The following is a 26751-nucleotide window of genomic DNA, read 5'->3' on the forward strand; positions in this document are numbered from 1 at the left end:
ATCCTATGATTCGCGAGCAAATAGAAGCAAAGTTAAGGGCGGCATTTGAGCCCGCGTATCTGGAAGTCGTTGATGAAAGCTATCGTCATAACGTTCCGGCGGGTTCAGAAAGCCATTTTAAGGTGGTGTTGGTCAGCGATCGCTTTGTCGGAGAACGTTTCCTGACGCGTCACCGTTCGATTTACGGCGTGCTGTCGGAGGAGTTGGCCGATGGCGTACACGCCTTGGCGTTACATACTTACACGCTGAAAGAGTGGGAAGGGCTGCAGGATACCGTGCCGGCTTCCCCCCCTTGTCGCGGGGCCGGCACGTTGGCCTGACGGGTAAATTTGCAGTATCAGTGGAACTTTAACCACGATTTAGGGTATTACTACTGACGAATTTTGGGACGGCCTGCGGGCCGTTTCTGTTTTTGACGACGACACAGCCGATGCGCAATGCAGTTAAGGCCAGGTCGGTTTCGGCGGTCTTTTGGCGATCAAATCGGCAAAAGTGTGAGTTTTAGCGCGCCGGCGCCGCCTTGCTTTCCTCGACTCGCTTCGCTTGCGCCGCTATAATGTCGCGTCTTATTTTTCCGGAATGGTTTCGGGACGCTTCAGTCATCAGGGAATTCGGTTCTGTAATGTAGCCGTCCTGGTTCTTGGAACGGAGTTGACCGAGCACTGTGATTTTTTTGAGGTAACAAGATGCAAGTTTCTGTAGAAACCACTCAAGGCCTTGGGCGCCGTCTCTCTATTACTGTACCCGCTGATACTATTAATCAGGCTGTTAAAAAAGAGCTGATCAAGGCAGCGAAAAGCGTTCGTATCGACGGTTTCCGTAAAGGCCATGTGCCGATGAACATCGTTGAGCAGCGCTATGGCGCTTCCGTTCGCCAGGACGTGCTGGGCGAAGCGATGCAGCGCAGCTTTGTTGACGCGATCATCAAAGAAAAGATTAACCCGGCTGGCGCACCAAACTACGTGCCGGGCGAGTATAAAGAAGGTGAAGACTTCACTTTCGCGGTTGAATTCGAAGTGTATCCTGAAGTTGAGCTGAAAGGCCTGGATGCCATCGAAGTTGAGAAGCCAGTGGTTGACGTTAACGATGCTGACGTTGACACCATGCTGGACACTCTGCGCAAGCAGCAGGCGACCTGGAAAGACAGCGATCGTGCAGCGCAGGCTGAAGACCGCGTAACCGTTGACTTCACCGGTTCTATCGACGGTGAAGAGTTCGAAGGTGGTAAAGCCTCTGACTTCGTACTGGCCATGGGCCAGGGCCGCATGATCCCAGGCTTCGAAGAAGGTCTGGTTGGTCATAAAGCCGGTGAAGAATTCACCATCGACGTTAACTTCCCGGAAGACTATCACGCTGAAAACCTGAAGGGCAAAGCGGCTAAATTCGTTATCGTTCTGAAGAAAGTTGAAGAGCGTGAACTGCCAGAGCTGACTGAAGAATTCATCAAGCGTTTCGGCGTGGCTGATGGTTCTATTGAAGGCCTGCGTGCTGAAGTGCGTAAAAACATGGAGCGCGAGCTGAAAGGCGCAGTGCGTAACCGTATTAAGACTCAGGCAATCGACGGCCTGGTCAGCGCTAACGACATTGACGTTCCTGCTGCGCTGATCGACGGCGAAGTTGACGTTCTGCGTCGTCAGGCTGCACAACGTTTCGGCGGCAACGAGAAGCAAGCGCTGGAACTGCCACGTGAATTGTTCGAAGAGCAGGCAAAACGTCGCGTTGTTGTTGGCCTGCTGCTGGGCGAAGTGATCAGTACTCACGATCTGAAAGCTGACGAAGATCGCGTCAAGACCCTGATCGAAGAAATGGCCTCCGCTTACGAAGATCCAAGTGAAGTTGTTGAGTTCTACAGCAAAAACAAAGAGCTGATGAACAATATGCGCAACGTTGCTCTGGAAGAACAAGCGGTTGAAGCTCTGCTGGCGAAAGCGAAAGTGACTGAGAAAGCCACTACTTTCAGCGAGCTGATGAACCAGACTCAACAGGCGTAATGTCTGTACGCAGGGGCGCAACCTGTTGCGCCCTCAGGGCTGGCATGCCGGTTCCTGCGTGATAAAAAGCCCGTAACTTCGGTTGCGGGCTTTTCTTTTTGCCACGTTGCTGATTAATCTCAGGTTAAGCGTGCCAATATGCACTATATTTACCCTGTTGCGCTTGGGGCAGTCTGGCATTATGGTCATTACCGTTAGCCCGACGCATCGGTCAGGCCGGTAAAAATACTGCGCCGGGCTTGAAATTCTGCCAATGGCCCCAATCTGTAAAATGTATATATATGTGCTGTTTGCCAGAGTGCGCGGGATGATTATAACCGTCGGGTACGTGTGGCGCGGTCGAATGCTTGAGCATAGTCATCATGACCGTTCTCAAGTAGAATCGGTGCAATAGGGTGTAACCCTGGCCGCCAAGGCAATTTCTATTAGGAGACGGTAATGTCATACAGTGGCGAACGAGATCAATTTGCACCTAACATGGCCCTGGTGCCGATGGTGGTAGAGCAGACTTCACGCGGGGAGCGTTCTTACGACATCTATTCCCGCCTGCTGAAAGAGCGCATTATTTTCCTGACCGGCCAGGTAGAAGATCACATGGCCAACCTGATTGTGGCGCAGATGCTGTTCCTGGAAGCGGAAAGCCCGGAAAAAGACATTTACCTCTACATCAACTCTCCGGGTGGTGTGATCACCGCAGGCATGTCAATCTATGACACCATGAAGTTCATCAAGCCGGACGTCAGCACCATTTGTATGGGCCAGGCGTGCTCGATGGGCTCTTTCCTGCTGACTGCAGGTGCGAAGGGCAAGCGTTTCTGTCTGCCGAACTCACGCGTGATGATTCACCAGCCGTTGGGCGGCTATCAGGGGCAGGCGACGGATATCGAAATCCATGCGCGTGAAATCCTGAAGGTGAAGGCGCGCATGAACGAGTTGATGGCGGAACATACCGGCCAGACGCTGGAGCAGATCGAACGCGATACCGAGCGCGATCGCTTTATGACCGCGGAAGAAGCAGTAGAATACGGTCTGGTTGACGGCATTCTGACGCACCGCAGCTAGAACCACGCGGCTGGCGAGGTATATGTGCGAGCCGATAGACTATAGTAATCAGAGTGGGCGCGGCTCGCTCTGATGAGCATTATCGGCGTTCCCGGTATGAGTTTTGGGCGCACTGCCGCCGTGATTTTCCTGCGGGAAAAAGACTAAAGAAGAGGTTTACTGATGACAGATAAGCGCAAAGACGGTTCAGGAAAGCTGCTGTATTGCTCTTTCTGCGGCAAAAGCCAGCATGAAGTGCGTAAGCTGATTGCCGGTCCGTCAGTGTATATCTGCGATGAATGTGTTGACCTGTGTAACGACATTATTCGCGAAGAGATTAAAGAAGTTTCCCCGCATCGTGAGCGTAGCGCGCTGCCGACGCCGCATGAGATCCGACACCACCTGGATGACTATGTCATCGGTCAGGAACAGGCGAAGAAAGTGCTCGCGGTAGCGGTATACAACCACTACAAACGCCTGCGCAACGGCGATAGCAGCAATGGTATCGAGTTGGGGAAAAGCAACATTCTGCTGATTGGCCCGACCGGTAGCGGTAAAACCCTGCTGGCGGAAACGCTGGCGCGTTTCCTGGATGTGCCTTTCACCATGGCCGATGCCACCACGCTGACCGAAGCCGGTTATGTGGGCGAGGACGTGGAGAATATTATCCAGAAGCTGTTGCAGAAGTGTGACTACGACGTGCAAAAAGCGCAGCGCGGTATTGTCTATATCGATGAAATCGATAAGATTTCCCGTAAGTCAGACAACCCGTCCATTACCCGTGACGTGTCGGGCGAGGGCGTGCAGCAAGCGCTGTTGAAACTGATCGAAGGCACCATCGCCGCCGTTCCGCCACAGGGTGGCCGCAAGCATCCGCAGCAGGAATTCCTGCAGGTTGATACCTCGAAAATCCTGTTTATCTGTGGCGGCGCCTTTGCCGGTCTGGATAAAGTGATCGGCCAGCGCGTCAATACCGGTTCCGGTATCGGCTTCGGTGCGACCGTGAAGGGCGAGTCCGAGAAAGCGACCGAAGGTGAACTGTTGCTGCAGGCCGAACCGGAAGATCTGATCAAGTTTGGCCTGATCCCTGAGTTCATCGGTCGTCTGCCAGTGGTCGCGACGCTGAGCGAACTGAGCGAAGATGCGTTGATTCAGATCCTGAAAGAGCCGAAAAATGCCCTGACCAAACAGTATCAGGCATTGTTCAATCTGGAAGGTGTGGAGCTGGAGTTCCGTGATGAAGCGCTGAACGCTATCGCCAAGAAGGCCATGACGCGTAAAACCGGTGCGCGCGGCCTGCGCTCTATCGTTGAAGGTGCGTTGCTGGACACCATGTACGACCTGCCGTCAATGGACAGCGTCGATAAAGTAGTGATCGACGAATCGGTCATCGCCGGCCAGTCCAAACCTCTGTTGATTTACGGCAAACCGGAAGCACAGGCTTCAGGCGAATAATTAGCCAGTCAAACCAGAAAGTTAATACCAAAATGGGGGATTTTATCCCCCATTTCTTTTTCCTGCGTTCTGGCCGTTGAATGTCAGAGATTCATCCCCATATACTCATTAACCAGATTTTATGAAACGTTTGATGCTTGCGTCTCATGAGATTCCCCTCAACCTGGCGGAAACTAAACTAAGAGAGAGCTCTATGAACCCTGAGCGTTCCGAACGCATTGAAATCCCCGTCTTGCCTTTGCGCGACGTGGTGGTTTATCCGCACATGGTGATCCCGTTATTTGTTGGCCGGGAAAAATCAATTCGGTGCCTCGAAGCAGCAATGGATCATGATAAAAAGATCATGCTGGTGGCACAGAAAGAGGCCTCAACGGATGAACCTGGCATTAACGATTTGTTCTCTGTCGGCACAGTCGCTTCTATCTTGCAGATGCTGAAACTGCCAGACGGCACGGTAAAAGTGCTGGTGGAAGGCTTGCAGCGGGCACGTATTACTACGCTTTCCGATAGCGGAGAGCATTTTGCCGCCCAGGCAGAATATCTTGAATCACCGGCGATCGACGAGCGTGAACAAGAAGTCCTGGTGCGCACGGCAATCAATCAGTTTGAAGGCTACATCAAACTGAACAAGAAAATTCCACCGGAGGTGCTGACGTCATTGAACAGCATCGACGACGCTGCACGCCTGGCGGATACCATCGCCGCGCACATGCCGCTGAAACTCAGCGACAAGCAGTCGGTACTCGAGATGTTCGACATCACCGAGCGTTTGGAATATCTGATGGCGATGATGGAATCGGAAATCGACCTGCTGCAGGTTGAGAAACGTATCCGTAACCGCGTCAAGAAACAGATGGAAAAAAGCCAGCGCGAGTACTATCTGAATGAGCAAATGAAAGCGATTCAGAAAGAACTGGGCGAGATGGACGACGCGCCGGACGAGCACGAAGCGCTGAAGCGCAAGATCGAAGCGGCGAAAATGCCGAAAGACGCACGTGAAAAAACCGAAGCGGAACTGCAAAAGCTGAAAATGATGTCACCGATGTCTGCGGAAGCGACGGTGGTGCGCGGTTACATCGATTGGATGCTGCAGGTACCCTGGAATGCGCGCAGCAAGGTGAAAAAGGACCTGATCAAGGCGCAGGAAGTGCTCGATATCGATCACTACGGCCTGGAACGCGTCAAAGACCGCATTCTTGAGTATCTCGCAGTACAGAGCCGCGTCAGCAAAATCAAAGGGCCTATCCTGTGCCTGGTAGGGCCTCCGGGCGTGGGTAAAACCTCGCTTGGCCAGTCGATCGCCAAAGCGACCGGCCGCCAGTACGTGCGTATGGCGCTGGGGGGCGTGCGTGACGAAGCGGAAATCCGCGGTCACCGCCGTACCTATATCGGTTCGATGCCGGGCAAGCTGATCCAGAAAATGGCCAAGGTTGGGGTGAAAAACCCACTGTTCCTGCTGGACGAGATCGACAAGATGTCTTCCGACATGCGTGGCGATCCCGCGTCTGCATTGCTTGAGGTGCTGGATCCGGAACAGAACGTGGCGTTTAACGATCATTATCTGGAAGTGGATTACGATCTGTCCGACGTGATGTTCGTTGCCACCTCGAACTCGATGAACATTCCTGCGCCGCTGCTGGACCGTATGGAAGTTATCCGCCTGTCTGGATACACCGAGGACGAGAAGCTCAACATCGCCAAGCAGCACCTGTTGCCGAAGCAACTTGAGCGTAACGCCCTGAAAAAAGGTGAGCTGACGGTCGACGACAGCGCCATCACCGGCATTATCCGCTATTACACCCGCGAAGCCGGGGTGCGTAGCCTGGAGCGTGAAATCTCCAAACTGTGCCGTAAAGCGGTGAAAACGCTGCTGATGGACAAAAAGATCAAGCATATCGAGATCAACGGCGACAACCTGAAAGATTACCTGGGCGTGCAGCGCGTTGACTACGGCCGTGCGGACACCGAAAACCGCGTGGGCCAGGTCACCGGTCTGGCATGGACAGAAGTGGGCGGCGATCTGCTGACCATTGAAACCGCTTGCGTGCCGGGCAAAGGCAAGCTGACTTACACCGGTTCTTTGGGTGAAGTTATGCAGGAATCGATTCAGGCGGCGCTGACCGTGGTCCGCGCGCGCGCGGACAAGCTGGGCATCAACGCTGATTTTTACGAGAAGCGTGACATCCACGTGCATGTGCCGGAAGGTGCGACGCCGAAAGATGGCCCAAGCGCCGGTATTGCCATGTGCACTGCGTTGGTTTCCTGCCTGACGGGCAACCCGGTTCGCGCCGACGTGGCGATGACCGGCGAGATCACGCTGCGTGGCCTGGTATTGCCGATTGGCGGTCTGAAAGAAAAACTGCTGGCGGCGCACCGCGGCGGTATCAAAACCGTGCTGATCCCGTATGAGAACAAGCGCGATCTGGAAGAGATCCCAGATAATGTCATCGCCGATCTGGATATTCATCCGGTGCAGCGAATTGATGAAGTTTTGAACCTTGCGTTGCAAAACCCGGCGTTCGGCGCACTGCCGGTAGCGGCAAAATAGTGACGAATAGCAAAAACCATTGATAAAACTTATGCTGGCAAGTCATTTCGGACTTGCCAGTCTTTTTTTGTACCGCTAAGTTAGACAGCTGTCGGCCCGCGTTTTGCCACGCTTTCGGTGGCTTGCCAAGGTTCGATGGGATTGATATAACAGCTGCGCTGTCGCCACCGTAGGGATTTTTCGGTGCGACGATTGAATTCTAGAGGGGATGATAGAGTGAATAAGTCACAACTGATCGACAAAATTGCCGCAGGTGCTGATATTTCCAAAGCGGCAGCTGGACGTGCTTTAGATGCAGTAATTGCTTCTGTTACCGAATCCTTGAAGGAAGGGGATGACGTGGCCCTGGTTGGTTTCGGTTCTTTTACGGTGCGTGAGCGTTCGGCCCGTACTGGCCGCAATCCGCAAACAGGTAAAGAGATCAATATCGCGGCAGCCAAAGTTCCGGCCTTCCGTGCAGGGAAAGCGCTGAAAGACGCAGTAAACTGATCGTTTGCGTCTAACCGGTTAGCGTTACAGGGTTTTGTAATAAACAATCACCTGACGCAACGGTGCTGGTAAGGTAAGATATAAGGCGCATCAGATTGATGCGCTTTTTTTATTTTTGTCGCAGGGAACGCGCCTGCGCAAGGGTGTTTTTAATCCACATCACAGCGGAGTGTTGTCACACTATGATGGACAATTTACGCGCGGCAGCTAATCACGTCGTGCTCAAAATCATCCTGGGCCTGATCATTTTGTCATTCCTTTTGACAGGGGTGGTCAGCTATCAGGGGAGTGCCGGTGATTATGCAGCGAAGGTCAATGGCCAGGTGATCGAGCGTGCTCAGCTGGAACAGGCTTTCCAAAGCGAACGCAGCCGGATGCAGCAACAGCTGGGTGACCAGTTCTCCGCACTGGCGGGCAACGAAGGCTATATGCAGCAGATGCGCCATCAGGCACTGTCACAGTTGATCGACAACATGCTGCTGGATCAATACGCCAAAAAATTAGGCCTGAGCGTCAGCGACGATCAGGTAAAAGACGCCATCCGTAAGGCGCCTTACTTCCAGACCAACGGCCAGTTCGATAATGCCAAGTATCTCGATCTGATTAGTCGCATGGGGTACACCGCCGATAACTTCGCGCAGTCGATGCGCCAGCAACTGGTTAATCAGCAGGTGATCCAGGCTTTCGGTCAATCAGGCTTCGTGTTGCCATCCGAGTCCCAAGGCATGGCGGCTCTGGTGCTGCAGGAGCGCAACGTGCGTCTGGCGACCCTGGACCTGAAAGCGTTGCAGGCTAAACAGACCGTGACCGACGATGAGCTGAAAGACTACTACAGCCAAAACAAGAACAGCTTCATTGCGCCGGAACAGGTCAAAGTGAGCTACATCCCGATGGACGCCGCCTCGATGCAAGACAAGGTGACGGTGGCAGATGCGGATATCAGCGCCTACTACGACCAGCACAAAAGCAGCTACGGCCAGCCTGAGCGCAAAAATTACAGTGTGATCCAGCTGAAAACCGAGGCGGAAGCCAATGAGGTGTTGGATGAGCTGAAAAAAGGCGGCGATTTCGCCACTCTGGCGAAAGAAAAATCCACTGACATCATCTCACGCCGCACCGGCGGTGAGCTGGGCTGGCTGGAGCCGGAAACGACCGCAGATGAGCTAAAGCAGGCTAACCTGACCGAAAAAGGCCAGCTTTCCGGCGTAGTGAAATCCTCCGTAGGTTATCTGGTGGTGCGTTTGAACGACATCGCTCCGGAGAAAGTGAAGCCGTTGAGCGAAGTGCGTGACGACATCGCTAAACAGGTCAAGCAAGAGAAAGCGGTAGACGCTTATTACGCGCTGCAGCAGAAGGTGAGCGAAGCCGCTACCAGCGATAACGAGTCTCTGGCGTCAGCTGAAGGGGCCGCTGGCGTGAAAGCGGCACAAACCGAATGGTTCACCCGCGACAACGTTCCGGCAGCGCTGAACTTTAAACCGGTCATCCAGTCGATTTTCGACGGTTCGCTGATTGGCGAGGGCGGCTCTCCGGGCAGCAACTCCGACGTGATCACCGTTGATGGCGACCGCGCCTTCGTGATCCGCGTGTCTGGTCACAAGCCGGAAGGCATTGAGCCGTTCGACCAGGTTAAAGATCGTGTGGCTGAGCTGGTTAAGCGCAACAAGGCTGAGCAAGAAGCCAAACTGCAGGGCGAGAAGCTGCTGGTTGAGCTGAAACAGGGCAAGGGCGACGAAGCGATGAAAGCGGCCGGCCTGAGCTTTGGCAGTGTGCAGAAGATGGCGCGTGCGCCGGAAGACAGCCAACTGGTGCAGAGCGTGTTTGCGCTGCCGCATCCGCAGGAAGGCAAACTGGTTTACGGCATGTCGCAAGATCGCCAGGACAACGTGGTGCTGATTGCGCTTGATGCGGTGAATCCGGGCACCTTACCGGCAGAAGAAATGAAAACTTTCGTTGGCAAGATGGAAGAAGGGGCGACCGGTGTGTCCTTCGACTCTCTGCTGGCCAGCCTGCGTAAAGAAGCCAAGATCAAAATGGGTGCCGCTGAGCAGCAACAGCCTCAGTAAGCCCCGCATTTTTGTGCAACGCAATGTAATAACCAAAGGCCGCTTTCGCGGCCTTTTCCATATCTGAAATCCGCCAATTGCCGATCGTCACCCGCTGCGGCAAGGTAGCCATGCTGTTAAACACAAGGAGGATACAGCATGCAACTTACAGAAATAAAAGCAGTTAATGGTTATGGTTTCAGCCTCAAAGTGCTGCTGACGGCGGCCCTGATTTGCCTGACGGGGCCGTCGATGGCCGCAGTGGAAAAAGCGGGGGCTGCTCCGCCGGTATTATCTGCGCCGGCGGTTAAGGCGGGGCAGGGAAGTGAGGCTGTGGTCGCCGTCGATGATGAAGCCTCAGTCAGCATCAATCAGGCCGATGCCGAGCAACTGGCCAGCGTGTTGAAGGGCGTAGGGCTTAAGAAAGCGGAAAACATCGTGCGCTACCGCGAGCAGAACGGTCCGTTTACACAGATAGAACAACTTCAGGAAGTACCGGGCATTGGGTCCGCACTGTTTGAAAGGAATCGTGCACGACTCAAAATGTGATGCTGTTCACGGCTGCGTGGCAAAGTGCCATTGCAGCCTTTTTCCTCTGCTACATTTTACAGGTCTTACCAGTTTGGCATGTTGACCAAACGGGTGTGGGGGCAGTACGCCGTCCCCGCTTTATTCTGTAATCACCAGGCAGGAGCAGCGGTTCCCTATGCATCATACCTTTATTAAAGTCCGTGGTTATCATCTTGATGTTTATCAACACGTTAATAATGCCCGCTATCTGGAGTTTCTGGAGGAGGCGCGCTGGGATTGGCTGGAGAATCATGAAGGCTTCCGTTGGATGACGGAAAACAACATCGCCTTTATCGTGGTGAACATCAATATCAATTACCGCACTCCGGCGGTGTTGGGGGACAAACTGCGCATCGACAGCCAGATGGTGCAGCTTAACGGCAAAAGCGGTGTGCTAAGCCAGAAGGTGACGCAGGATGCAACGGGCACGCTGGTTGCGGATGCGCTACTGACCTTCGTCTGTATCGATCTGAAAACCCAACGGGCGTTGCCGATTGAGGGGCAACTGCGCGAACACCTGCAGGTGCTCACGCAGCCGGAGAATCAGTAAAGCAACGCGCGGCAATCTTTGCCGCCGTTATATCCGTCATATTTCAAGCGGCATCCTTGTTGGCTATTCGAATCACTTACTTGAGTAAGCTCATCGGGATGCGTTTGCTTGCCGCCTCGATGCCACTCGAATTATTTAGGGTATGTACACTCAGGCCAGGCCGGTTTTCTGTTTCAGGCTAGCCATCACTTCGGCTTTGTTGATTTGATATTGCTTCAGGCCGTTGGCGCGCAGGTGGCAGGCAGCGCATTCGCCGCAGCCATCGCCCTGAATACCGTTGTAGCAGGTCAGGGTATCCTGACGTACCCGATCCAACTGCTGATAGTAATCCGCCAGCGCCCAGGTCTCTGCCTTATTCAGCCACATCAACGGCGTTTCGAAGCGAATATCGCGGGCGATACCGAGCACCACTGCGTGATTCAGCGCTTTGACAAACTCGTCGCGGCAATCCGGGTAACCGGAAAAGTCGGTTTCACAAACGCCGGTGATCACGGCTTCGGCTTCCACCTGGTAGGCATAGATAGCGGCCAGCGTCAGGAACAGGATATTACGGCCCGGCACGAAAGTGCTTGGCAGCCCGTCTTTCTGCTCGCTGTCATAAACAGGCACCGGAATGTTGTCACGGGTCAGGCTGCTGATAGCCAGCTCGTTGAGCAAGCCCACGTCCAGTACCTTATGCGCTTTGGCGCTAAGCGCCACCGACAGCGCCTGAGCGACTTCGATTTCGGCGCGGTGACGCTGGCCGTAATCGAACGTGATGCAATGCACTTCATCGTACTGCTGCAATGCCTGAATCAAGCAGGTCGTGGAATCTTGTCCACCGCTGAAAACGACAACCGCGCGTTTCATAAAATCACCTTATTTTATGGCTGAAGCCAGACCCGATACATGCCCGGGCGGCCGAATAAAAAATGCGTGCGGCAACTAGGGTAGCAGAAATGGCTGCATGTCGTAGCCGCCGCTTCTATTTATCACTGAGGAGGCTCTGGTTGATTCTCCACCGGGGGTGGCAGCCAGGCCTGGCAGAAATCAAACCAGCCATAGGCGGTCAGGGTAACGCCATGAATGCGCGGTGGTGCGCTGATTTGATATTGGTAGTGAAACAGCGGGGTGATGATCGCCGCTGCCATCAACTGCTGATAGTAAGTTTTCAATTGCTCAAAACGCGGTTGCTGCGCGGGAAGTTGCTGGATCCGTTGCAACGTTTGTTGCTGATGTTGCCAGCGTGAGTCAGGCAAAATGCCACGCCACAGCGTATCTTGCCGCAACCAGCTTTCCAGCGTGGCCTCTGGCGACTCGCCGATCAGGTTATCCGCCAGCAGGAGATCGGCCTGCTCGATTTGCTCCGCGCTTTGCCAGCGTTTGCCCGCATAGTAACGCACCTCCAGCTCACAGCCATGGCGTGCCAATAACTGTTGCAGCGCCACCGTGACCGTCTCCAGCTCAACCGGCGGCCGGTACAACAGCGTCAGCCTGGCGGGCAGGGCAATATCTTTGCTGGCTTGATGCTGCGGGATCGCCCAGCCAGGCAGCATCTCGCGGCTGGGAGTGATGACGCTGTTGGGTACCGGCAGATTGGCCAGCAGGCCGGATTGCTGGATTAGCATCAGCAGTTTCTGCCCCTGCGCTTCACTTAGCACGCCATGCTTCAGGTTAATCGCCAGATAGCACCAGCCCAGGCTCATGCTGCGTTGCACCGGCCGGGCCAGCGCCAGCTCTTCCTGAGGGCCGATGGTAATACGCACCGGGTGCTGGCAACTGGTGTAGGCGCTGCCGACATGCAGTTCCGGGGTGATCCAATACTCAATGCTCTCCAGATAAGGATGCTGCAAATGATAAAACGAATGCTGCTCCAGGCGAACCAGATGCGGCTCATTTAACATCAGCTTAAAGGGGCCGGCGCCAATGCCCGGTGAATCTGGGTGAGTCAAAAGACAGGGCAACTCTGCCAGCCGGTGTGCCAGCCAGTAGTCTGGGCGCTGCAGATCAAACTGGATGCACAGCGCATGAGGCAGGCTGATGGCGGCAACGCTGGCCAGGCTTGGCTGGCTGCGCGGGTGCTGGAACAATTTCTTCAGCGTTTGCAGCAGCTGTTGCCCGGTCAGAGGTTCGCCGTTATGCCAACGCAACTGGCTGCGCAGGAAAAACTGCCAGCGCAGGCCATCCTCGCTGATTTGCCAGTGATGAGCCAGATCCGGTTGCGGCTCGGGGTTGCCGGTCATAAAGCGCGTCAATCCGGCGTGCAGGGTGGCGACCAGATGCTGCTCGGCACGGCCGGTGAGGGTCAGCGGATCCAGGGTTTCCAACGTGCGGTAGTAGGGGATACGCAGCGTCGGGCTGCCCGCCTGCCATTGGCCGCCGAGGTGCGGGCTGAGCAACTCTTGCAGATGCTGCGGATCCAACTGCGCCATTTCCAGCGCGCCCTGATGATCGCCATTATGCAACAACCTTTGCAGATGAGCGGCCCGCAGTTCATCCGGGGTTTTCAGGCAGTGAAGGCGGGCACGTTTGCCGCGCCCGGCCTGTGAATGCCAGCTCAGCCAGCCTTGATCCTGCAACTGCTGCACCAGCGTGCGGGCATGGCGTTCGCTGCAATAGAACAGCGCCGCCAGCTCGCCGATGGTGATCGCCACCGGCGCGCCGCCGATCTGCTGGTACAGGCGTTGATATTGGCTGAGACGGTGAGTCAGGCGCATGATAGAAATCCGGAACAGTTTTGCAGAATTGTTCACTATTACTTCCGCAAATGCCATCCCATACTGCAGTGATTGTAATCGCGTTCACATTCACGAGGTCTTTATGTATCGTCTGGCGGCTTTTGATATGGATGGCACTTTGCTGACGCCGGATCACCGGGTCGGATCGGAAACCCTGGCGGTGCTGAAGCAACTGGTTGAACGGGACATGATCGTGACCTTCGCCACCGGGCGCCACTACCTTGATGCTCAGCCGATCATGGCGCAACTCGGCCTGCAGGGCTATCTGATTACCGGCAACGGCACCCGGGTTTATGACAATCAGGGGCAGCAGCTGCATGCCACCGATTTGCCTGCCGATATTGCCGAAGAGGTGCTGCATACCCACTGGCGCACCGAGGCCAGCATGCACGTTTTTCGTGATGAAGGCTGGATAACGGAATTTGCGGTACCGGACGAGATGCTAAGGGCACACCACCTGAGCGGTTTTCGTTTCCAACTGGCGGAACTGCGCCGGTTGCCGGCGTTCGGCAACAGTAAAGTGTGTTTTATCGCGCCGCACGAGGCGTTACTGGCGTTGCAGCTGCAATTGCAGGCGCATCTGGGCGATAGGGCCGATCTCTGTTTTTCCGCCTACGAGTGCCTGGAAGTACTGCCGCTCGGCTGCAACAAGGGCACGGCGTTGGATATGTTGAGCCGCCACCTGGGGATAACGATGGCGGACTGCATGGCGTTTGGCGATGCGATGAACGACAAGGAGATGCTGGCGACGGTGGGGCACGGCGTAGTAATGGGCAATGCCTTGCCGCAGTTGAAGTCGCTGCTGCCCCGGCTACCGGTTATCGGCCACTGTGAACAGCAGGCGGTGGCTCACTATTTGCAACATTGGCTGCGTTCACCTTACCTCACCTATTCCCCCGAATTATGAGGTTTTACTTTTACAGCCGGCCGGGTATGACTTACCCGGCTTTTTTTGTTCTCGAAGCCTACAAATCTTCCAGTTGCGCCAGCCAGGGCGTCAGGTCACCGATAGTGCTGCTCACCCATTCTGGGTTGTAATAAGTGTCCAGATAGCGTTCGCCGCTGTCGCACAACAGGGTAACGATCGACCCCTGCTCACCCTTTTCACGCATTTGTTTCGCCAATTGCAGCGCGCCCCACACGTTGGTGCCGGTGGAGGCACCCACTTTGCGCCCCAGAACCTTTTCCAGCCAGTGGATAGTGGCGACGCTGGCCGCATCCGGTACGCGCAGCATAGCGTCGACCACCGACGGAATAAATGAAGGCTCGGCGCGTGGGCGGCCAATGCCTTCGATCCGGCTGCCGCAGCTGCCGATAATGGTGCGGTCGCGCTGGTGGAAACAATCGTAGAACACCGAGTTTTCCGGATCGACTACCGTCAGGCGCGTGTCGTGCCCTTGATAGCGAATATAGCGCCCCAGAGTTGCAGAGGTGCCGCCGGTACCGGCGCTCATCACAATATGTTTGGGAACCGGGAACGGCTCGCGCGCCATCTGGCGGAAGATGCTGTCGGCGATGTTGTTGTTACCGCGCCAGTCTGTCGCACGCTCGGCGTAGGTAAACTGATCCATATAGTGGCCGCTCAGCTCTTTCGCCAACTGTTCGGAGACGGCGTAAATTTGCGCTGCATGATCGACAAAGTGGCAGCGGCCGCCGTAGAAGGCGATTTGCTCAACTTTGCGGCGCGCGGTACACGACGGCATTACGGCGATAAACGGCAAACCAATCAGCCGGGCGAAGTAGGCCTCTGATACCGCGGTACTGCCGGAAGACGCTTCGATAATCGTGGTGTTTTCGGTGATCCAACCGTTGCACAAACCGTACAGGAACAGGGAACGGGCCAACCGGTGCTTCAGGCTGCCGGTCGGGTGAGTGCTTTCATCTTTCAGGTACAGGCAGATACCGGGAAATTCAGGCAGGTTCAGGCGGATCAGGTGCGTGTCGGCGGAGCGTTGGAAATCCGCTTCTATTTCACCGATCGCATATTTTACCCAAGAATTTGTCATCGTCTGGCCTCAGAATAGGGGGGCTTGTTTACCGCGTAGCATAGCCTGTCGCAGGGAAAAAAGGATTGCCATTTTCCCTGTTTAATCGCCTAATAGGAGAAAATTTTTCTCCTGGTTGATGATATGTTAGATAAAACAGACCGTAAATTACTGTGCATGCTGCAACAGGACTGCACGCAGTCGCTGCAGGCGCTGGCCGACGCGGTCAATCTGACGTCGACACCCTGTTGGAAAAGGCTAAAGCGGCTGGAAGATGAAGGCTACATCCGGGGGCGCGTCGCGCTGCTGGATAACGAAAAGCTGGGCCTGGGGTTGACGGCGTTTGTGCTGATCAAAACCCAGCAGCACAGCAGCGAGTGGTATCAGAAGTTCGTGCAACTGACCAAGCAGATGCCGGAAGTGCTGGCGTTCTATCGCATGGCGGGCGAGTACGATTACCTGATGCAGGTGGAAGTGGCGGACATGAAGAGTTACGACAACTTTTACAAGCGCCTGGTGAACGGCGTGCCGGGGCTGATTGACGTCACCTCCAGCTTCGCGATGGAAAAAATCAAATACACCACCGCGCTGCCGGTTCCCGAGTGAAATGTTCACCAAACTGGCAAAGTAACGGTGGTATTCTACTCTGCTGAGTCAGAGCGAGAGTAAAATCGACTACATTATCCTGGAATAAAACTGCGTGAGATTATTTGCTCAAATCGGCTGGTATTTCCGCCGCGAGTGGCGCCGCTACCTGGGGGCGGTGGTGCTGCTGATCGTCATCGCCATACTGCAACTGTTGCCGCCCAAGCTGGTGGGCATCATTGTCGACGGCGTCACCGAGAAACAGATGTCCGCCGGCGTGTTGATGGCCTGGCTGGGGCTGATGCTCGGGACTGCCGTGATTGTTTACCTGCTGCGCTACGTGTGGCGGGTGCTGCTGTTTGGTGCCTCCTACCAACTCGCCGTTGAACTGCGCGAGAATTTTTATCGCCAGCTCAGCCGGCAGAACCCGGCCTTTTATCTGCGTCACCGCACCGGTGATCTGATGGCGCGTGCGACCAATGATGTGGATCGGGTGGTTTTCGCCGCCGGTGAAGGGGTGCTGACGCTGGTGGATTCACTGGTGATGGGGTTGGCGGTGCTGGTGGTGATGAGTACCCAAATCAGCTGGCAACTGACCCTGCTGTCGCTGATCCCGATGCCGATCATGGCGATTGTGATTAAGTATTACGGCGATCAGTTGCATCAGCGCTTTAAATCGGCGCAGGCAGCGTTTTCCAGCCTGAACGATCAGGCTCAGGAAAGCATGACCAGCATCCGCATGATCAAGGCATTCGGCCTGGAAGATCATCAGTCCAACCAGTTTGCGGAAGTCGCCGCCCAAACCGGCGCCAAAAACATGCATGTGGCGCGAATAGACGCCCGTTTTGATCCGACGATTTATATCGCCATCGGCGCCTCTAATCTGTTGGCGATCGGCGGCGGCAGCTGGATGGTGGTCAACGGTTCGCTGACGCTTGGCCAACTGACCAGCTTCGTGATGTACCTTGGCCTGATGATTTGGCCGATGCTGGCGCTGGCCTGGATGTTCAACATCGTGGAGCGCGGCAGCGCAGCCTATGGCCGTATTCGCAGCCTGCTGGAGGAAGCGCCGGCGGTGACGGACGGCGAGAACATATTGCCGGCCGGGCGCGGCAGCCTGGAGGTCGACATCCGGGCGTTCCATTACCCGGGCAATTCGCACGCGGCGCTGCACGATGTGGCGCTGAAGCTGGAGCCGGGGCAGATGCTCGGCCTGTGCGGGCCAACCGGCGCCGGGAAGTCGACGCTGTTGTCGTTGATCCAGCGTCAGTTTGACATTGATGATGGCCAGGTTAGCTATCAGGGGATGCCGCTGACCCAGGTGAAGCTTGACGATTGGCGCTCAAGGCTGTCCGTGGTCAGCCAGACGCCGTTCCTGTTTTCGGACAGCGTTGCCAACAATATCGCACTGGGTAATCCGGGGGCGACGCAGGAGCAGATTGAGCGCGCAGCCCGCCTGGCCAGCGTGCATGAGGATATCTTGCGGTTGCCGCAGGGCTATGAAACCGAAGTGGGTGAGCGCGGCGTAATGCTCTCCGGTGGGCAGAAGCAGCGTATTTCCATTGCACGTGCCCTGTTGCTGGATGCGGAGATCCTGATCCTCGACGACGCGCTCTCGGCGGTGGATGGTCGTACTGAACATCAGATCCTGCACAATTTACGCAGTTGGGGGCAGAACCGTACGGTGATTATCAGCGCGCACCGGCTTTCGGCGTTGACCGAAGCCAGCGAGATCCTGGTGATACAGCACGGCGGCGTGGCGCAGCGCGGCCAGCATGCGTCGCTGGCGGCTCAGCCAGGCTGGTATCGCGATATGTATCGCTATCAGCAACTGGAGGCGGCGCTGGATGAAGCTCCGCAAGTCGGCGAGGAGATGTTAGCCAATGAATAAAATGCAAAAGCTGTGGCCGACGCTGAAACGGCTGCTGGCTTATGGCTCGCCCTACCGCAAACCGCTGGGGCTGGCGGTGTTGATGCTGTGGGTAGCGGCAGCGGCGGAAGTCGCCGGGCCGATTCTGGTCAGTTACTTTATCGATAATTACGTCGCCAAAGGCCAATTGCCGTTAATGATCGTCTGCGGGCTGGCGGCGGCCTACATTCTATTGGAGCTGTTGGCGGCGGCGCTGCACTATTTTCAGGCGCTGCTGTTCAATCAGGCTGCGGTGGGGGTGGTTCAACGTCTGCGTACCGATGTGATGGACGCTGCACTGCGTCAGCCGCTCAGCGCCTTCGACACGCAACCGGTCGGGCAGTTAATCTCACGGGTGACCAATGACACCGAAGTGATTAAAGATCTGTACGTGATGGTGGTTTCCACCGTGCTGAAAAGTGCCGCGTTGATTGGTGCCATGCTGGTGGCGATGTTTAGCCTCGACTGGCGCATGGCGCTGGTGGCGATTTGCATCTTCCCGGCGGTATTTGTGGTGATGGGCATTTACCAGTACTACAGCACGCCGGTCGTGCGCCGGATGCGCGGCTACCTGGCGGACATCAATGACGGTTTTAATGAAGTGATCAGTGGCATGGGCGTGATCCAGCAGTTCCGTCAGCAGATCCGCTTTGGCGAACGCATGAGCGCAGCCAGTCGTTCACACTATTCCGCGCGTATGCAGACGCTGCGCCTGGACGGTTTTCTGCTGCGGCCGCTGCTCAGCCTGTTTTCGGCGCTGGTGTTGTGCGGCCTGCTGATGCTGTTTGGTTTCAGCGGCGAAGGGTCGATAGGCGTCGGCGTGCTGTATGCCTTTATCAATTACCTGGGGCGTTTGAATGAGCCGTTAATCGAACTGACGTCGCAACAGTCGATCCTGCAACAGGCGGTGGTGGCAGGCGAGCGCATTTTCGAGCTGATGGACCGCAGCCAGCAAAGCTACGGGACGGACGATCGCCCGCTGGAAAGCGGCCGTATCGACATCGACAACCTGAGTTTCGCTTACCGTGAAGATAAAAAGGTGCTGCAACATATTTCGCTGTCGGTGCCTTCGCGCGGTTTCGTGGCGCTGGTTGGCCATACCGGCAGCGGCAAGAGCACCTTGGCTAATTTGCTGATGGGCTATTACCCGGTCAACGAAGGTGAAGTGCGCCTTGACGGCCGTCCGCTGTCCAACCTGTCGCACCGCACGCTGCGCCAGGGCGTGGCAATGGTGCAGCAAGATCCGGTGGTGATAGCCGAATCGGTGCTGGCCAACGTGACTCTGGGGCGCAACATCAGCGAAGAGGCGGTCTGGCAGGCGCTGGAAACGGTGCAGTTGGCTGAGCTGGTACGGACCTTCCCGCAAGGCATCCATACCCGTCTGGGCGAGCAGGGCAACAACCTGTCGGTGGGCCAGAAACAGCTGTTGGCAATGGCCAGAGTGTTGGTGCAGGCGCCGCAGATCCTGATCCTCGACGAGGCGACCGCCAATATTGACTCTGGAACCGAGCAGGCGATCCAGCGCGCGCTGCGTTTGATCCGTGAACACACCACGTTGGTGGTGATCGCTCACCGTTTGTCGACCATTGTCGATGCCGACTCGATTCTTGTGTTGCACCGCGGTCAGGCAGTCGAGCAGGGTAATCATCAGCAACTGCTGGCGCAACAGGGGCGTTACTACCAGATGTATCAACTGCAACTGGTGGGCGAGGAACTGGCCGCCGCCAGCCGCGAAGAAACGCAAATCGCATAATCCCAGGGGCCGGTCATCAAAACCGGCCCTTTCTTTTTCCCGCCACGCACCACAAACAGGCATCCCTTCTTTTCAAATCCCTTTCTCTGCACTTTTTAGACGCGTCGCGCACCAAAATGGTGCGCAATATTTAATCAATTCCCTTCGCGGGAACTGGTTGCCGGGTAGCCGTGGTTCGTCGCATCGCCACCCCGTCGGTTAATTTGCTGAATTCGCGTACAAAACCATTTGTGGCATAGCCTTTGCTTTATAAGACTCGTACCAAGGGGGAATTTGGGCTTAATTCGTGGAGGGGCAATATGAAGCTGGTTACCGTGGTGATTAAACCATTCAAGCTGGAGGACGTGCGTGAAGCCCTATCCTCTGTAGGTATTCAGGGGCTGACCGTAACCGAAGTGAAAGGGTTTGGTCGCCAGAAGGGACATGCTGAGCTCTATCGCGGAGCGGAATACAGCGTCAACTTCTTACCTAAAGTCAAAATCGACATTGCTATCGCCGACGATCAGTTAGACGAAGTGGTTGATGTCATTAGTAAAGCGGCCTACACCGGTAAAATCGGTGACGGCAAAATTTTCGTTGCCGAATTGCAACGTGTCATTCGCATTCGCACCGGCGAAACAGACGAAGCAGCACTGTAATCACAGGCTCAGTAAAGTAATGGGGATGGATTGATAATGAAAAAACTTTTATCCATGTTGGGCCTGAGTACGGTAACCATGGTTCCTTCTTTGGCCCTGGCCGCTCCGGCGGTCGCAGACAAGGCTGACAACGCGTTCATGATGATTTGCACCGCTTTGGTGCTGTTCATGACCTTGCCGGGCGTAGCTCTGTTTTACGGTGGTTTGTTGCGTTCCAAGAACGTGCTCTCCATGTTGACTCAGGTCACTGTCACCTTCGCAATGGTGTGCGTGCTGTGGGTGCTTTATGGCTACAGCCTGGCTTTCAGCGAGGGCAATGCGTTCTTCGGCGGATTCCAGACGGCGATGCTGAAAGGCATTGGCATCGATAGCGTCACTGGCACCTTTAGCCAGATGATCCACGTGGCATTCCAGGCTTCCTTTGCCTGTATTACCGTTGCGCTGGTGGTGGGCGGCTTTGCCGAGCGTATCCGCTTCTCTGCGGTAGTGATTTTTGCGGCCATCTGGTTCACCATTTCCTACCTGCCGATTGCACACATGGTATGGGGCGGCGGTTTCCTGGCCGCTGACGGCGCGCTGGACTTTGCCGGCGGCACCGTAGTGCACATCAACGCGGCAAGCGCCGGGCTGATTGGCGCCTACCTGTTGGGTAAACGTGCCGGCTTCGGCAAAGAGGCCTTCAAGCCGCACAACCTGCCGATGGTGTTTACCGGCGCTTCAATCCTGTATGTCGGCTGGTTTGGCTTCAACGCCGGTTCTGCCAGCGCGGCTAACGGCATTGCGGCACTGGCGTTCCTGAACACCGTGGTTGCTACCGCCGGCGCGATCCTCTCCTGGACCTTTGCCGAGTGGATTGTGCGCGGCAAACCTTCACTGCTGGGTGCGTGCTCCGGTTGTATCGCCGGGCTGGTCGCTATCACGCCGGCTGCGGGTACCGTGGGTATCGGCGGGGGGCTGATTATCGGCCTGGTGGGCGGCGTTGCCGGTTTGTGGGGCGTGGTCACGCTGAAGAAATGGCTGAATGTGGATGATACCTGTGACGTGTTCGGCGTGCATGGCGTGTGCGGCATCGTCGGCTGTCTGCTGACCGGTGTGTTCACTTCTGCCTCACTGGGCGGTACCGGGTACGCAGAAGGCGTTACCATGAGCCATCAGGTGCTGATCCAGCTGATGAGCGTGGCAATCACCCTGGTCTGGTCCGGTGTGGCTGCTTTCATCGCCTTTAAAGTGGCGGGCGCCATCGTCGGTCTGCGCGTACCGGAAGAGCAGGAGCGCGAAGGTCTGGACGTCAACAGCCATGGCGAGAGTGCCTATAACCAATAAGCCTTGAAGAAGGGCAGTGCGCTAAATAACACGAAAAATAATGATGATGCGAAAAGGGCGATGGTGACATCGCCCTTTTTTTCTTTTTTAGGCTTCGCGCTGGCGAATCACGCCTTCTTGTACCGTGGTGGCGACCAGTACGCCTTCACGGGTGTAGAACTGGCCGCGCACAAAGCCGCGTGCGCCAGAGGCGGAGGAGCTTTCCACCACGTACAGCAACCAGTCGTCCATGCGGAACGGCCGGTGGAACCACATCGAATGATCGATAGTCGCCACCTGCATGCCCGGCTCAAGGAAGCCGACGCCGTGCGGCTGTAGCGCCGTCGGCAGGAAGTTGAAATCTGACGCATAGCCCAGCAGATATTGGTGGATACGCTGATCGTCCGGCATGGTGCCGTTGGCGCGGAACCACACGTAACGGTGCGGTTCTTCCACCGTGCCTTTCAGCGGGTTGTGGAATTTGACCGGGCGCATTTCAATCGGCTTTTGGCCGATAAACTTTTCGCGAACCTTGTCCGGCAGCATATGCGCCAACTTCTGGGCAATGTCTGATTCGGACATCAGTCCTTCTGGCGGCGGCACGTCCGGCATGGTGTTCTGGTGTTCAAACCCTGCTTCCGGGCTTTGGAAAGAGGCCGTCATATAGAAGATCGGTTTACCGTGCTGAATGGCGCTGACGCGACGGGCGCTGAAGCTATTGCCGTCGCGCAGGATTTCCACGTCATAAATAATCGGCTTGCTGCTGTCGCCCGGGCGCAAGAAATAGCTGTGGAACGAGTGTACGCTGCGTTCTGGCGGTACGGTTTGTTTGGCGGCATACAGCGCCTGGCCGACCACCTGTCCGCCGAATACCTGACGCAGTCCCAGATCTTCGCTTTGTCCGCGGAACAACCCTTCTTCGATTTTCTCCAGATCCAGCAGATCGAGGAGGTTTTGCAGTGCCTGGCTCATAAAGTTATTACCCTTTTAATAATCATTTTGCGCAGTGTGCGGAATATCACGGCAAGACGTCAATATGTTGCGTTACGGCACAGGGGAAATTGCCTGAATACTGAGTGTTATTAGACGGCTAAGTGATTAATAGGCAGTGCTAAGTAGATTTTTCAGTATTTTGTGCTAAGTTTAATGAGTGGGGTGGTGAAAGCCACCAAGGTATTGATAATAAAAAAGGAGACCGATCCATGAAACTCTGGCAAATCGTAGGTGGAGCAGCAGCATTGACGATCACCCTGGCGGGTTGTGCTCAAAAGAGCGCAAATGTGCCTGTGCCGGCGGCGGGAAACCCAGCGATTGCGCAAACGCAGATTCAGGGCCCGGCGGTAACTGGTTCGGTTAACATTCGCCAGCGTATTGCGCTGCCACCGGATGCGGTACTGACGGTTACGCTCTCTGATGCCTCATTGGCGGATGCGCCGTCGAAAGTGATTGCCCAGCGTGCGGTGCGCACTGAAGGCAAGCAGGCGCCGTTTAATTTTGTCCTGCCTTATAACCCGGCAGATATTCAGCCTAATGCGCGCATTATCCTGAGCGCGGCCATTACGGTAAACGGCCGGATGACCTTTATCACCGATACTATCCAGGAAGTAGTGAACCGCAACGGCACCCGTGCCGACCTGCAGTTGGTTCCGGTGCAGGGCATTGCAGTTCAGGCGACGCCAACAGCCATGCCGTAAACCGGCAAACCTGAAATCAACAGCCTTTGCGCTCCGGCCAAAGGCTGTTTTTTTGCTACCAGCGCCAGCCGTAAATCAGCAGATCGACCGTGCTGTGTGCGCCGAAGATGATCCCCTCACTCAGCAGCGCCTGACGCTGACGTTGAAAGTCCTCCCCCTGCTGCGAAATCTGGCCGTGACGGTTAATCACCCGGTGCCAGGGCAGGTTGCTGCCTTCCGGCAGACGCCTCAATACGCCGCCGACCTGACGTGCGGCACGCGGTGAGCCTGCCAGCCGCGCTACCTCACCATAGGTCGTGACCTTGCCATAGGGAATGGCGGCTACCACGTGGAACACGCGCTGGCTGAATGTGGCGTCTTCTGGTTCCATTTATGTTTTCCTGCTGCGGCAAAAAGCCAAGGATAGAAGTGTGCCACAGCCAGGGTGGGTAAGAAAACAGCGGTTGGCCCCGGTTGGCTTGCTATTTGGCTGGTCATCGCCGATAATGCCCACCGCTTCGCAGTCATAGAAGCCGTCAATGGGGGCCCTGTTGGTTCTCCCGCAACACTAACTTGTGAACTCGGTCAGATCCGGAAGGAAGCAGCCGCAGCAGGTGACGTGTGTGCCGGGATGTAGCTGGCAGGGCCTCCACCAATTTAAGTAACTGATTGATTTATCAGTTATTAATTGAGATTTAGTGCATTGATTTCGTAGGTGTCACACTTTTTGTGTATCACTTAGGATGCTAACTATGTCTCACCTCGTTCTCTCCCGTCATGGCATTTGGTACTACCGCCGAATTTACCTGACAGCTCGAAAACGTCGGGAAACCCGCGTATCACTCCGCACCCGTTCAAAGCGCGAAGCTCTGGAACGCGTTCAGCGCTATCTTGTTTCCCGTCATTTCCCCCTCTCCGAGGGCATCCCGGCACATACGTCACCTGCTGCGGCTGCAACACAACAACTCCAACAACCCAAAATCAATCTCAAGAACGAATTGCAAGCTTACATAGCATCAAAGAAAGATGCGGTGGGGGAGCGTGAGTTGCTCACCATAGAGCGCTGCGTTAACGCCTATCTGGCGACTACAGTACAACCATTCAGCAAACGGTGTGCGGCTGATTATGTGGATACGTTAGAAGGTTCAGCATCAACTAGAAACCGATATATCAAGAAAAACGCAGGGTTCTTCCGGTGGCTTAACATGCGAACGGATGATGAGATTAAAAATCCATTTGAGGGGATGAATGTTAAAGATTCGACCGCGCCAATGGATAGGCGACCTGCCTACACGGCGTATGACCTGAAACAGTTACACAGTGCAATTCAGGGTGTGGTTGAGTGGCGGCGGTGGATCATTCTCATCTGTCGCTACTCTGGTATGAGGCAAAACGAGGCTTGCCAACTCTACAAAAACGACGTAATGCAGGTTAACGGTACGTGGTGTTTCCGCATCGATGATCTGAACGAGGGGCAGAGTCTGAAAACATCCAGTTCGAGGCGTTTCGTTCCTATCAGTTCGAAGCTGTTGGAGGCGGGGTTGCTGGCCTATGTTGAAAAACAGGAGATTCGATTGTTCCCTAAACTGTCACCCCATTTGGGCATTTATGCACATCAGTTCAGCAAATGGTTTGGGAGTTTCCGTAAGCCCCACGGATTGCCGGAATTTCACAGTATCAGGCACTATGCGGCAACACGTTTAAAAGAGAATGGCGTAGCTGAACAGTTTGCAAGCCAGCTATTGGGCCATAGTAACGGGACGATAACCTATAACCGTTATGGGAAGAATGTCGATGTAGGCCAGTTGGTAGGGTTGGTCGAGATGTTGTAACCCCTCTGTGCGTATTACCAGCAACGGGGATTTATGGCTTCTATCGATCAAATTTTTGAAATTCTGAGATTACCCATAGTAAACCGTGGTTGTATAATATTATGAAACTTTCTGGTTACACTGGTGATTAACATGTCTGAAGAAGAATCGACAAATAGTAAAGTTGCTGATGTTGCGAATGCTGTGGCGGCAGTGGCAAAAGAAGTCCCAATTTACCAAGATGCACTTCAGCCAGCGGCCCAAGAGATCGGGAAAGCCCTTGGGACAGTAGCTAAGCTTGTTAATGTTGTCTTGGCTCCGGTCAGTGCATTTGTTTGGGGATATGATCAGATTCGCGAATTTACAGCTACTAAGGTTGCGCAAAAGCTTAAGAATATTACACCTGAAGATATCGTTTCGCCTCAGCCTAATATAGCAGTACCAGCGATAGAGGCTCTAAGATACACAGGATATGATGATAGATTAGCAGATCTATATGCAAGTTTATTGGCTACATCCATGGATAGAAATACAGCAAAAATAGCTCATCCAGCTTTTGTTGAGATTATTAAGCAGCTAACTTCTGATGAGGCAAAAATAGTTTCAATTTTTGATAAACAACATGAATTTCCGTTAGTTACAATCCGAAAGGGAAATGAAAATGGCTCAAGATATATAGATTATTATCGAAACTATTCCCATGTTGGCGTAAAGGCGGAATGCGAACGATTAGATGCTATCCCTGAGTATTTAGACAACCTTTGCCGATTGGGGATTTGCTATATACCTGAGGGGAAGCATTTTGCTGAGCAAAGTTTTTATGATGAACTACTAAATAGCAATGATGTATTAAATATTAAAAATGAAATTGAATACACAGGTGCCTTTTTCTCTTTCGAAAAAGGCGGTATTTATGTAACTGATTTCGGCCATCAGTTTATTCGAGCCTGTTTAAGAAAATAGAGGTGGTGGGCATACTATACTGATACTTGAACACTATAGTACTAAATCAAGGGGATGGTATGACACGAGAAGAAATTGCAGACTATATTTTGTTTTTTAAAAGAAATTATGCCTGCGTAAAAATGGCTATGATGTTTCCGCCCGATCAAGGGTTAGTACCTCTATTGAAAATGTACATTGGACGAGATGTAGAGGAAAAAGACAGATTTACTTTGAAAAAAAGATACGGAAACTGTGTATTCAACAGTGCAACTCGTACTCTCAGTGGGGATTGGTATTCTTTTAACCTAAAGGAGTCGATAAAGACACACAGTGATAACTTATTGAAACGATTTGACGCCTTAGAAGCATTTGATTATGGAATTATTGTGGCTATAGGACAGGTTTTTGCTGAAGCAGGCTTGTATAATATTAGTAAAGAGTTTCAGTTTTTCCGACATATAAGGAACGGGGTCGCTCATGGTAATACATTTACTTTCAACAAAAAAGAACCATCGCAGTTAGCCGAGTTCAACGGATTGGTGATATCAAAGCAACTTGAGGGACTGAAGGTTCTGAATGCGTATGGTGAAGCCTTCATAAATTCTGGTGATCTATGGGAGCTATTAGATGAGCTTGAAAAGCAACTGCGAGTCTAAATAATTTAATTATAGTTCTGTTTTTTAGTATTCCTCAAATGTCATTGTGTGTTTACATTTTCCACTATCTATAGTTACGGATTCCTCC

24 protein-coding genes and 1 other RNA gene are annotated in these 26751 nt (G+C 54.4%); 20 read left to right on the forward strand and 5 right to left on the reverse strand.

Features of this window, described 5'->3' with window-relative positions; translation table 11 throughout:
* Nucleotides 1-5: 5 nt before the first annotated feature.
* The 9 genes from bolA to SERAS12_RS05190 all read left to right on the forward strand — a co-directional run bounded on the left by bolA (nt 6) and on the right by SERAS12_RS05190 (nt 10689).
* Nucleotides 6-320, forward strand: coding sequence for a transcriptional regulator BolA (bolA, locus tag SERAS12_RS05150; protein WP_004940361.1), 315 nt, complete (start codon nt 6-8; stop codon nt 318-320).
* A gap of 366 nt (nt 321-686) precedes the next feature.
* Nucleotides 687-1991 (forward strand): trigger factor, encoded by a 1305-nt coding sequence (tig, locus tag SERAS12_RS05155; protein ID WP_013811742.1) that lies wholly within the window; start codon nt 687-689, stop codon nt 1989-1991.
* Between the two features lie 438 nt (nt 1992-2429).
* Nucleotides 2430-3053, forward strand: a complete 624-nt coding sequence (gene clpP, locus SERAS12_RS05160; RefSeq protein WP_004949301.1) for an ATP-dependent Clp endopeptidase proteolytic subunit ClpP — start codon at nt 2430-2432, stop codon at nt 3051-3053.
* Nucleotides 3054-3215: 162 nt separating this feature from the next.
* Nucleotides 3216-4487, forward strand: coding sequence for an ATP-dependent protease ATP-binding subunit ClpX (clpX, locus tag SERAS12_RS05165; RefSeq protein ID WP_004949303.1), 1272 nt, complete (start codon nt 3216-3218; stop codon nt 4485-4487).
* A 193-nt stretch (nt 4488-4680) separates the two neighbouring features.
* A complete protein-coding gene (gene lon, locus SERAS12_RS05170) occupies nt 4681-7035 on the forward strand; it encodes an endopeptidase La (RefSeq protein WP_006323935.1) in 2355 nt (784 codons plus the stop codon).
* A 216-nt stretch (nt 7036-7251) separates the two neighbouring features.
* Entirely contained in the window at nt 7252-7524 is a 273-nt protein-coding gene (gene hupB / locus SERAS12_RS05175) for a nucleoid-associated protein HU-beta (protein ID WP_006323936.1), read from the forward strand.
* Nucleotides 7525-7706: 182 nt separating this feature from the next.
* A complete protein-coding gene (ppiD, locus tag SERAS12_RS05180) occupies nt 7707-9590 on the forward strand; it encodes a peptidylprolyl isomerase (RefSeq protein WP_013811743.1) in 1884 nt (627 codons plus the stop codon).
* Nucleotides 9591-9728: 138 nt separating this feature from the next.
* Nucleotides 9729-10118 carry a helix-hairpin-helix domain-containing protein gene (locus tag SERAS12_RS05185; protein WP_013811744.1) on the forward strand — a complete coding sequence of 130 codons (390 nt, stop codon included), beginning with the start codon at nt 9729-9731 and terminating at the stop codon, nt 10116-10118.
* Nucleotides 10119-10275: 157 nt separating this feature from the next.
* Nucleotides 10276-10689: a thioesterase family protein gene (locus SERAS12_RS05190; RefSeq protein ID WP_013811745.1), complete on the forward strand. Its 414-nt coding sequence runs from the start codon at nt 10276-10278 to the stop codon at nt 10687-10689.
* 150 nt (nt 10690-10839) lie between these two features.
* On the opposite strand, the gene queC is transcribed toward SERAS12_RS05190, so the two are convergent.
* Together queC and SERAS12_RS05200 are read right to left on the reverse strand one after the other, a co-directional pair.
* Nucleotides 10840-11538 carry a 7-cyano-7-deazaguanine synthase QueC gene (gene queC, locus SERAS12_RS05195; protein ID WP_013811746.1) on the reverse strand — a complete coding sequence of 233 codons (699 nt, stop codon included), beginning with the start codon at nt 11536-11538 and terminating at the stop codon, nt 10840-10842.
* A 122-nt stretch (nt 11539-11660) separates the two neighbouring features.
* Nucleotides 11661-13385 (reverse strand): SgrR family transcriptional regulator, encoded by a 1725-nt coding sequence (locus SERAS12_RS05200; protein WP_013811747.1) that lies wholly within the window; start codon nt 13383-13385, stop codon nt 11661-11663.
* Between the two features lie 103 nt (nt 13386-13488).
* On the opposite strand from SERAS12_RS05200, the gene cof reads away from it, so the two are divergent.
* On the forward strand, nt 13489-14313 hold the full coding sequence (gene cof, locus SERAS12_RS05205) for an HMP-PP phosphatase (RefSeq protein ID WP_013811748.1): 825 nt from the start codon (nt 13489-13491) through the stop codon (nt 14311-14313).
* Nucleotides 14314-14371: 58 nt separating this feature from the next.
* Here the strand turns inward: cof and SERAS12_RS05210 are convergent, their stop codons facing one another.
* Complete coding sequence (locus SERAS12_RS05210) at nt 14372-15412, reverse strand: PLP-dependent cysteine synthase family protein (RefSeq protein WP_013811749.1); 1041 nt, start codon at nt 15410-15412, stop codon at nt 14372-14374.
* A gap of 123 nt (nt 15413-15535) precedes the next feature.
* Between SERAS12_RS05210 and SERAS12_RS05215 the strand changes: the two genes are divergently transcribed.
* The 5 genes from SERAS12_RS05215 to amtB all read left to right on the forward strand — a co-directional run bounded on the left by SERAS12_RS05215 (nt 15536) and on the right by amtB (nt 21599).
* Complete coding sequence (locus tag SERAS12_RS05215) at nt 15536-15997, forward strand: Lrp/AsnC family transcriptional regulator (RefSeq protein ID WP_013811750.1); 462 nt, start codon at nt 15536-15538, stop codon at nt 15995-15997.
* 94 nt (nt 15998-16091) lie between these two features.
* On the forward strand, nt 16092-17867 hold the full coding sequence (locus SERAS12_RS05220; protein WP_013811751.1) for a SmdA family multidrug ABC transporter permease/ATP-binding protein: 1776 nt from the start codon (nt 16092-16094) through the stop codon (nt 17865-17867).
* The gene (locus SERAS12_RS05225) at nt 17860-19638 is read left to right on the forward strand and encodes a SmdB family multidrug efflux ABC transporter permease/ATP-binding protein (protein WP_013811752.1); all 1779 of its coding nucleotides are present in this window, start codon (nt 17860-17862) and stop codon (nt 19636-19638) included. Before SERAS12_RS05220 ends, SERAS12_RS05225 begins: the two co-directional genes overlap by 8 nt.
* A gap of 299 nt (nt 19639-19937) precedes the next feature.
* Nucleotides 19938-20276 (forward strand): P-II family nitrogen regulator, encoded by a 339-nt coding sequence (glnK, locus tag SERAS12_RS05230; protein ID WP_004949337.1) that lies wholly within the window; start codon nt 19938-19940, stop codon nt 20274-20276.
* A gap of 36 nt (nt 20277-20312) precedes the next feature.
* Nucleotides 20313-21599, forward strand: a complete 1287-nt coding sequence (gene amtB / locus SERAS12_RS05235) for an ammonium transporter AmtB (protein ID WP_013811753.1) — start codon at nt 20313-20315, stop codon at nt 21597-21599.
* Between the two features lie 87 nt (nt 21600-21686).
* Here the strand turns inward: amtB and tesB are convergent, their stop codons facing one another.
* Nucleotides 21687-22550: an acyl-CoA thioesterase II gene (gene tesB, locus SERAS12_RS05240; RefSeq protein WP_013811754.1), complete on the reverse strand. Its 864-nt coding sequence runs from the start codon at nt 22548-22550 to the stop codon at nt 21687-21689.
* Between the two features lie 230 nt (nt 22551-22780).
* Here tesB and SERAS12_RS05245 point away from each other — a divergent pair, with 230 nt between their 5' ends.
* Entirely contained in the window at nt 22781-23272 is a 492-nt protein-coding gene (locus SERAS12_RS05245; protein ID WP_004949342.1) for a YbaY family lipoprotein, read from the forward strand.
* A 55-nt stretch (nt 23273-23327) separates the two neighbouring features.
* Here the strand turns inward: SERAS12_RS05245 and SERAS12_RS05250 are convergent, their stop codons facing one another.
* Nucleotides 23328-23642 carry an MGMT family protein gene (locus tag SERAS12_RS05250; RefSeq protein WP_013811755.1) on the reverse strand — a complete coding sequence of 105 codons (315 nt, stop codon included), beginning with the start codon at nt 23640-23642 and terminating at the stop codon, nt 23328-23330.
* A 158-nt stretch (nt 23643-23800) separates the two neighbouring features.
* Between SERAS12_RS05250 and ffs the strand changes: the two genes are divergently transcribed.
* The 4 genes from ffs to SERAS12_RS05265 all read left to right on the forward strand — a co-directional run bounded on the left by ffs (nt 23801) and on the right by SERAS12_RS05265 (nt 26663).
* Nucleotides 23801-23897: signal recognition particle sRNA small type (gene ffs, locus SERAS12_RS25180), an RNA gene on the forward strand.
* Between the two features lie 106 nt (nt 23898-24003).
* Nucleotides 24004-25083 (forward strand): site-specific integrase, encoded by a 1080-nt coding sequence (locus SERAS12_RS05255; RefSeq protein WP_013811756.1) that lies wholly within the window; start codon nt 24004-24006, stop codon nt 25081-25083.
* 132 nt (nt 25084-25215) lie between these two features.
* Nucleotides 25216-26025, forward strand: coding sequence for a DUF4393 domain-containing protein (locus tag SERAS12_RS05260; protein ID WP_013811757.1), 810 nt, complete (start codon nt 25216-25218; stop codon nt 26023-26025).
* Between the two features lie 59 nt (nt 26026-26084).
* Nucleotides 26085-26663 carry a hypothetical protein gene (locus SERAS12_RS05265; protein WP_013811758.1) on the forward strand — a complete coding sequence of 193 codons (579 nt, stop codon included), beginning with the start codon at nt 26085-26087 and terminating at the stop codon, nt 26661-26663.
* The last annotated feature ends 88 nt before the right edge of the window (nt 26664-26751 follow it).

Source organism: Serratia sp. AS12, assembly GCF_000214195.1.
Classification (GTDB): Bacteria; Pseudomonadota; Gammaproteobacteria; order Enterobacterales; family Enterobacteriaceae; genus Serratia; species Serratia plymuthica.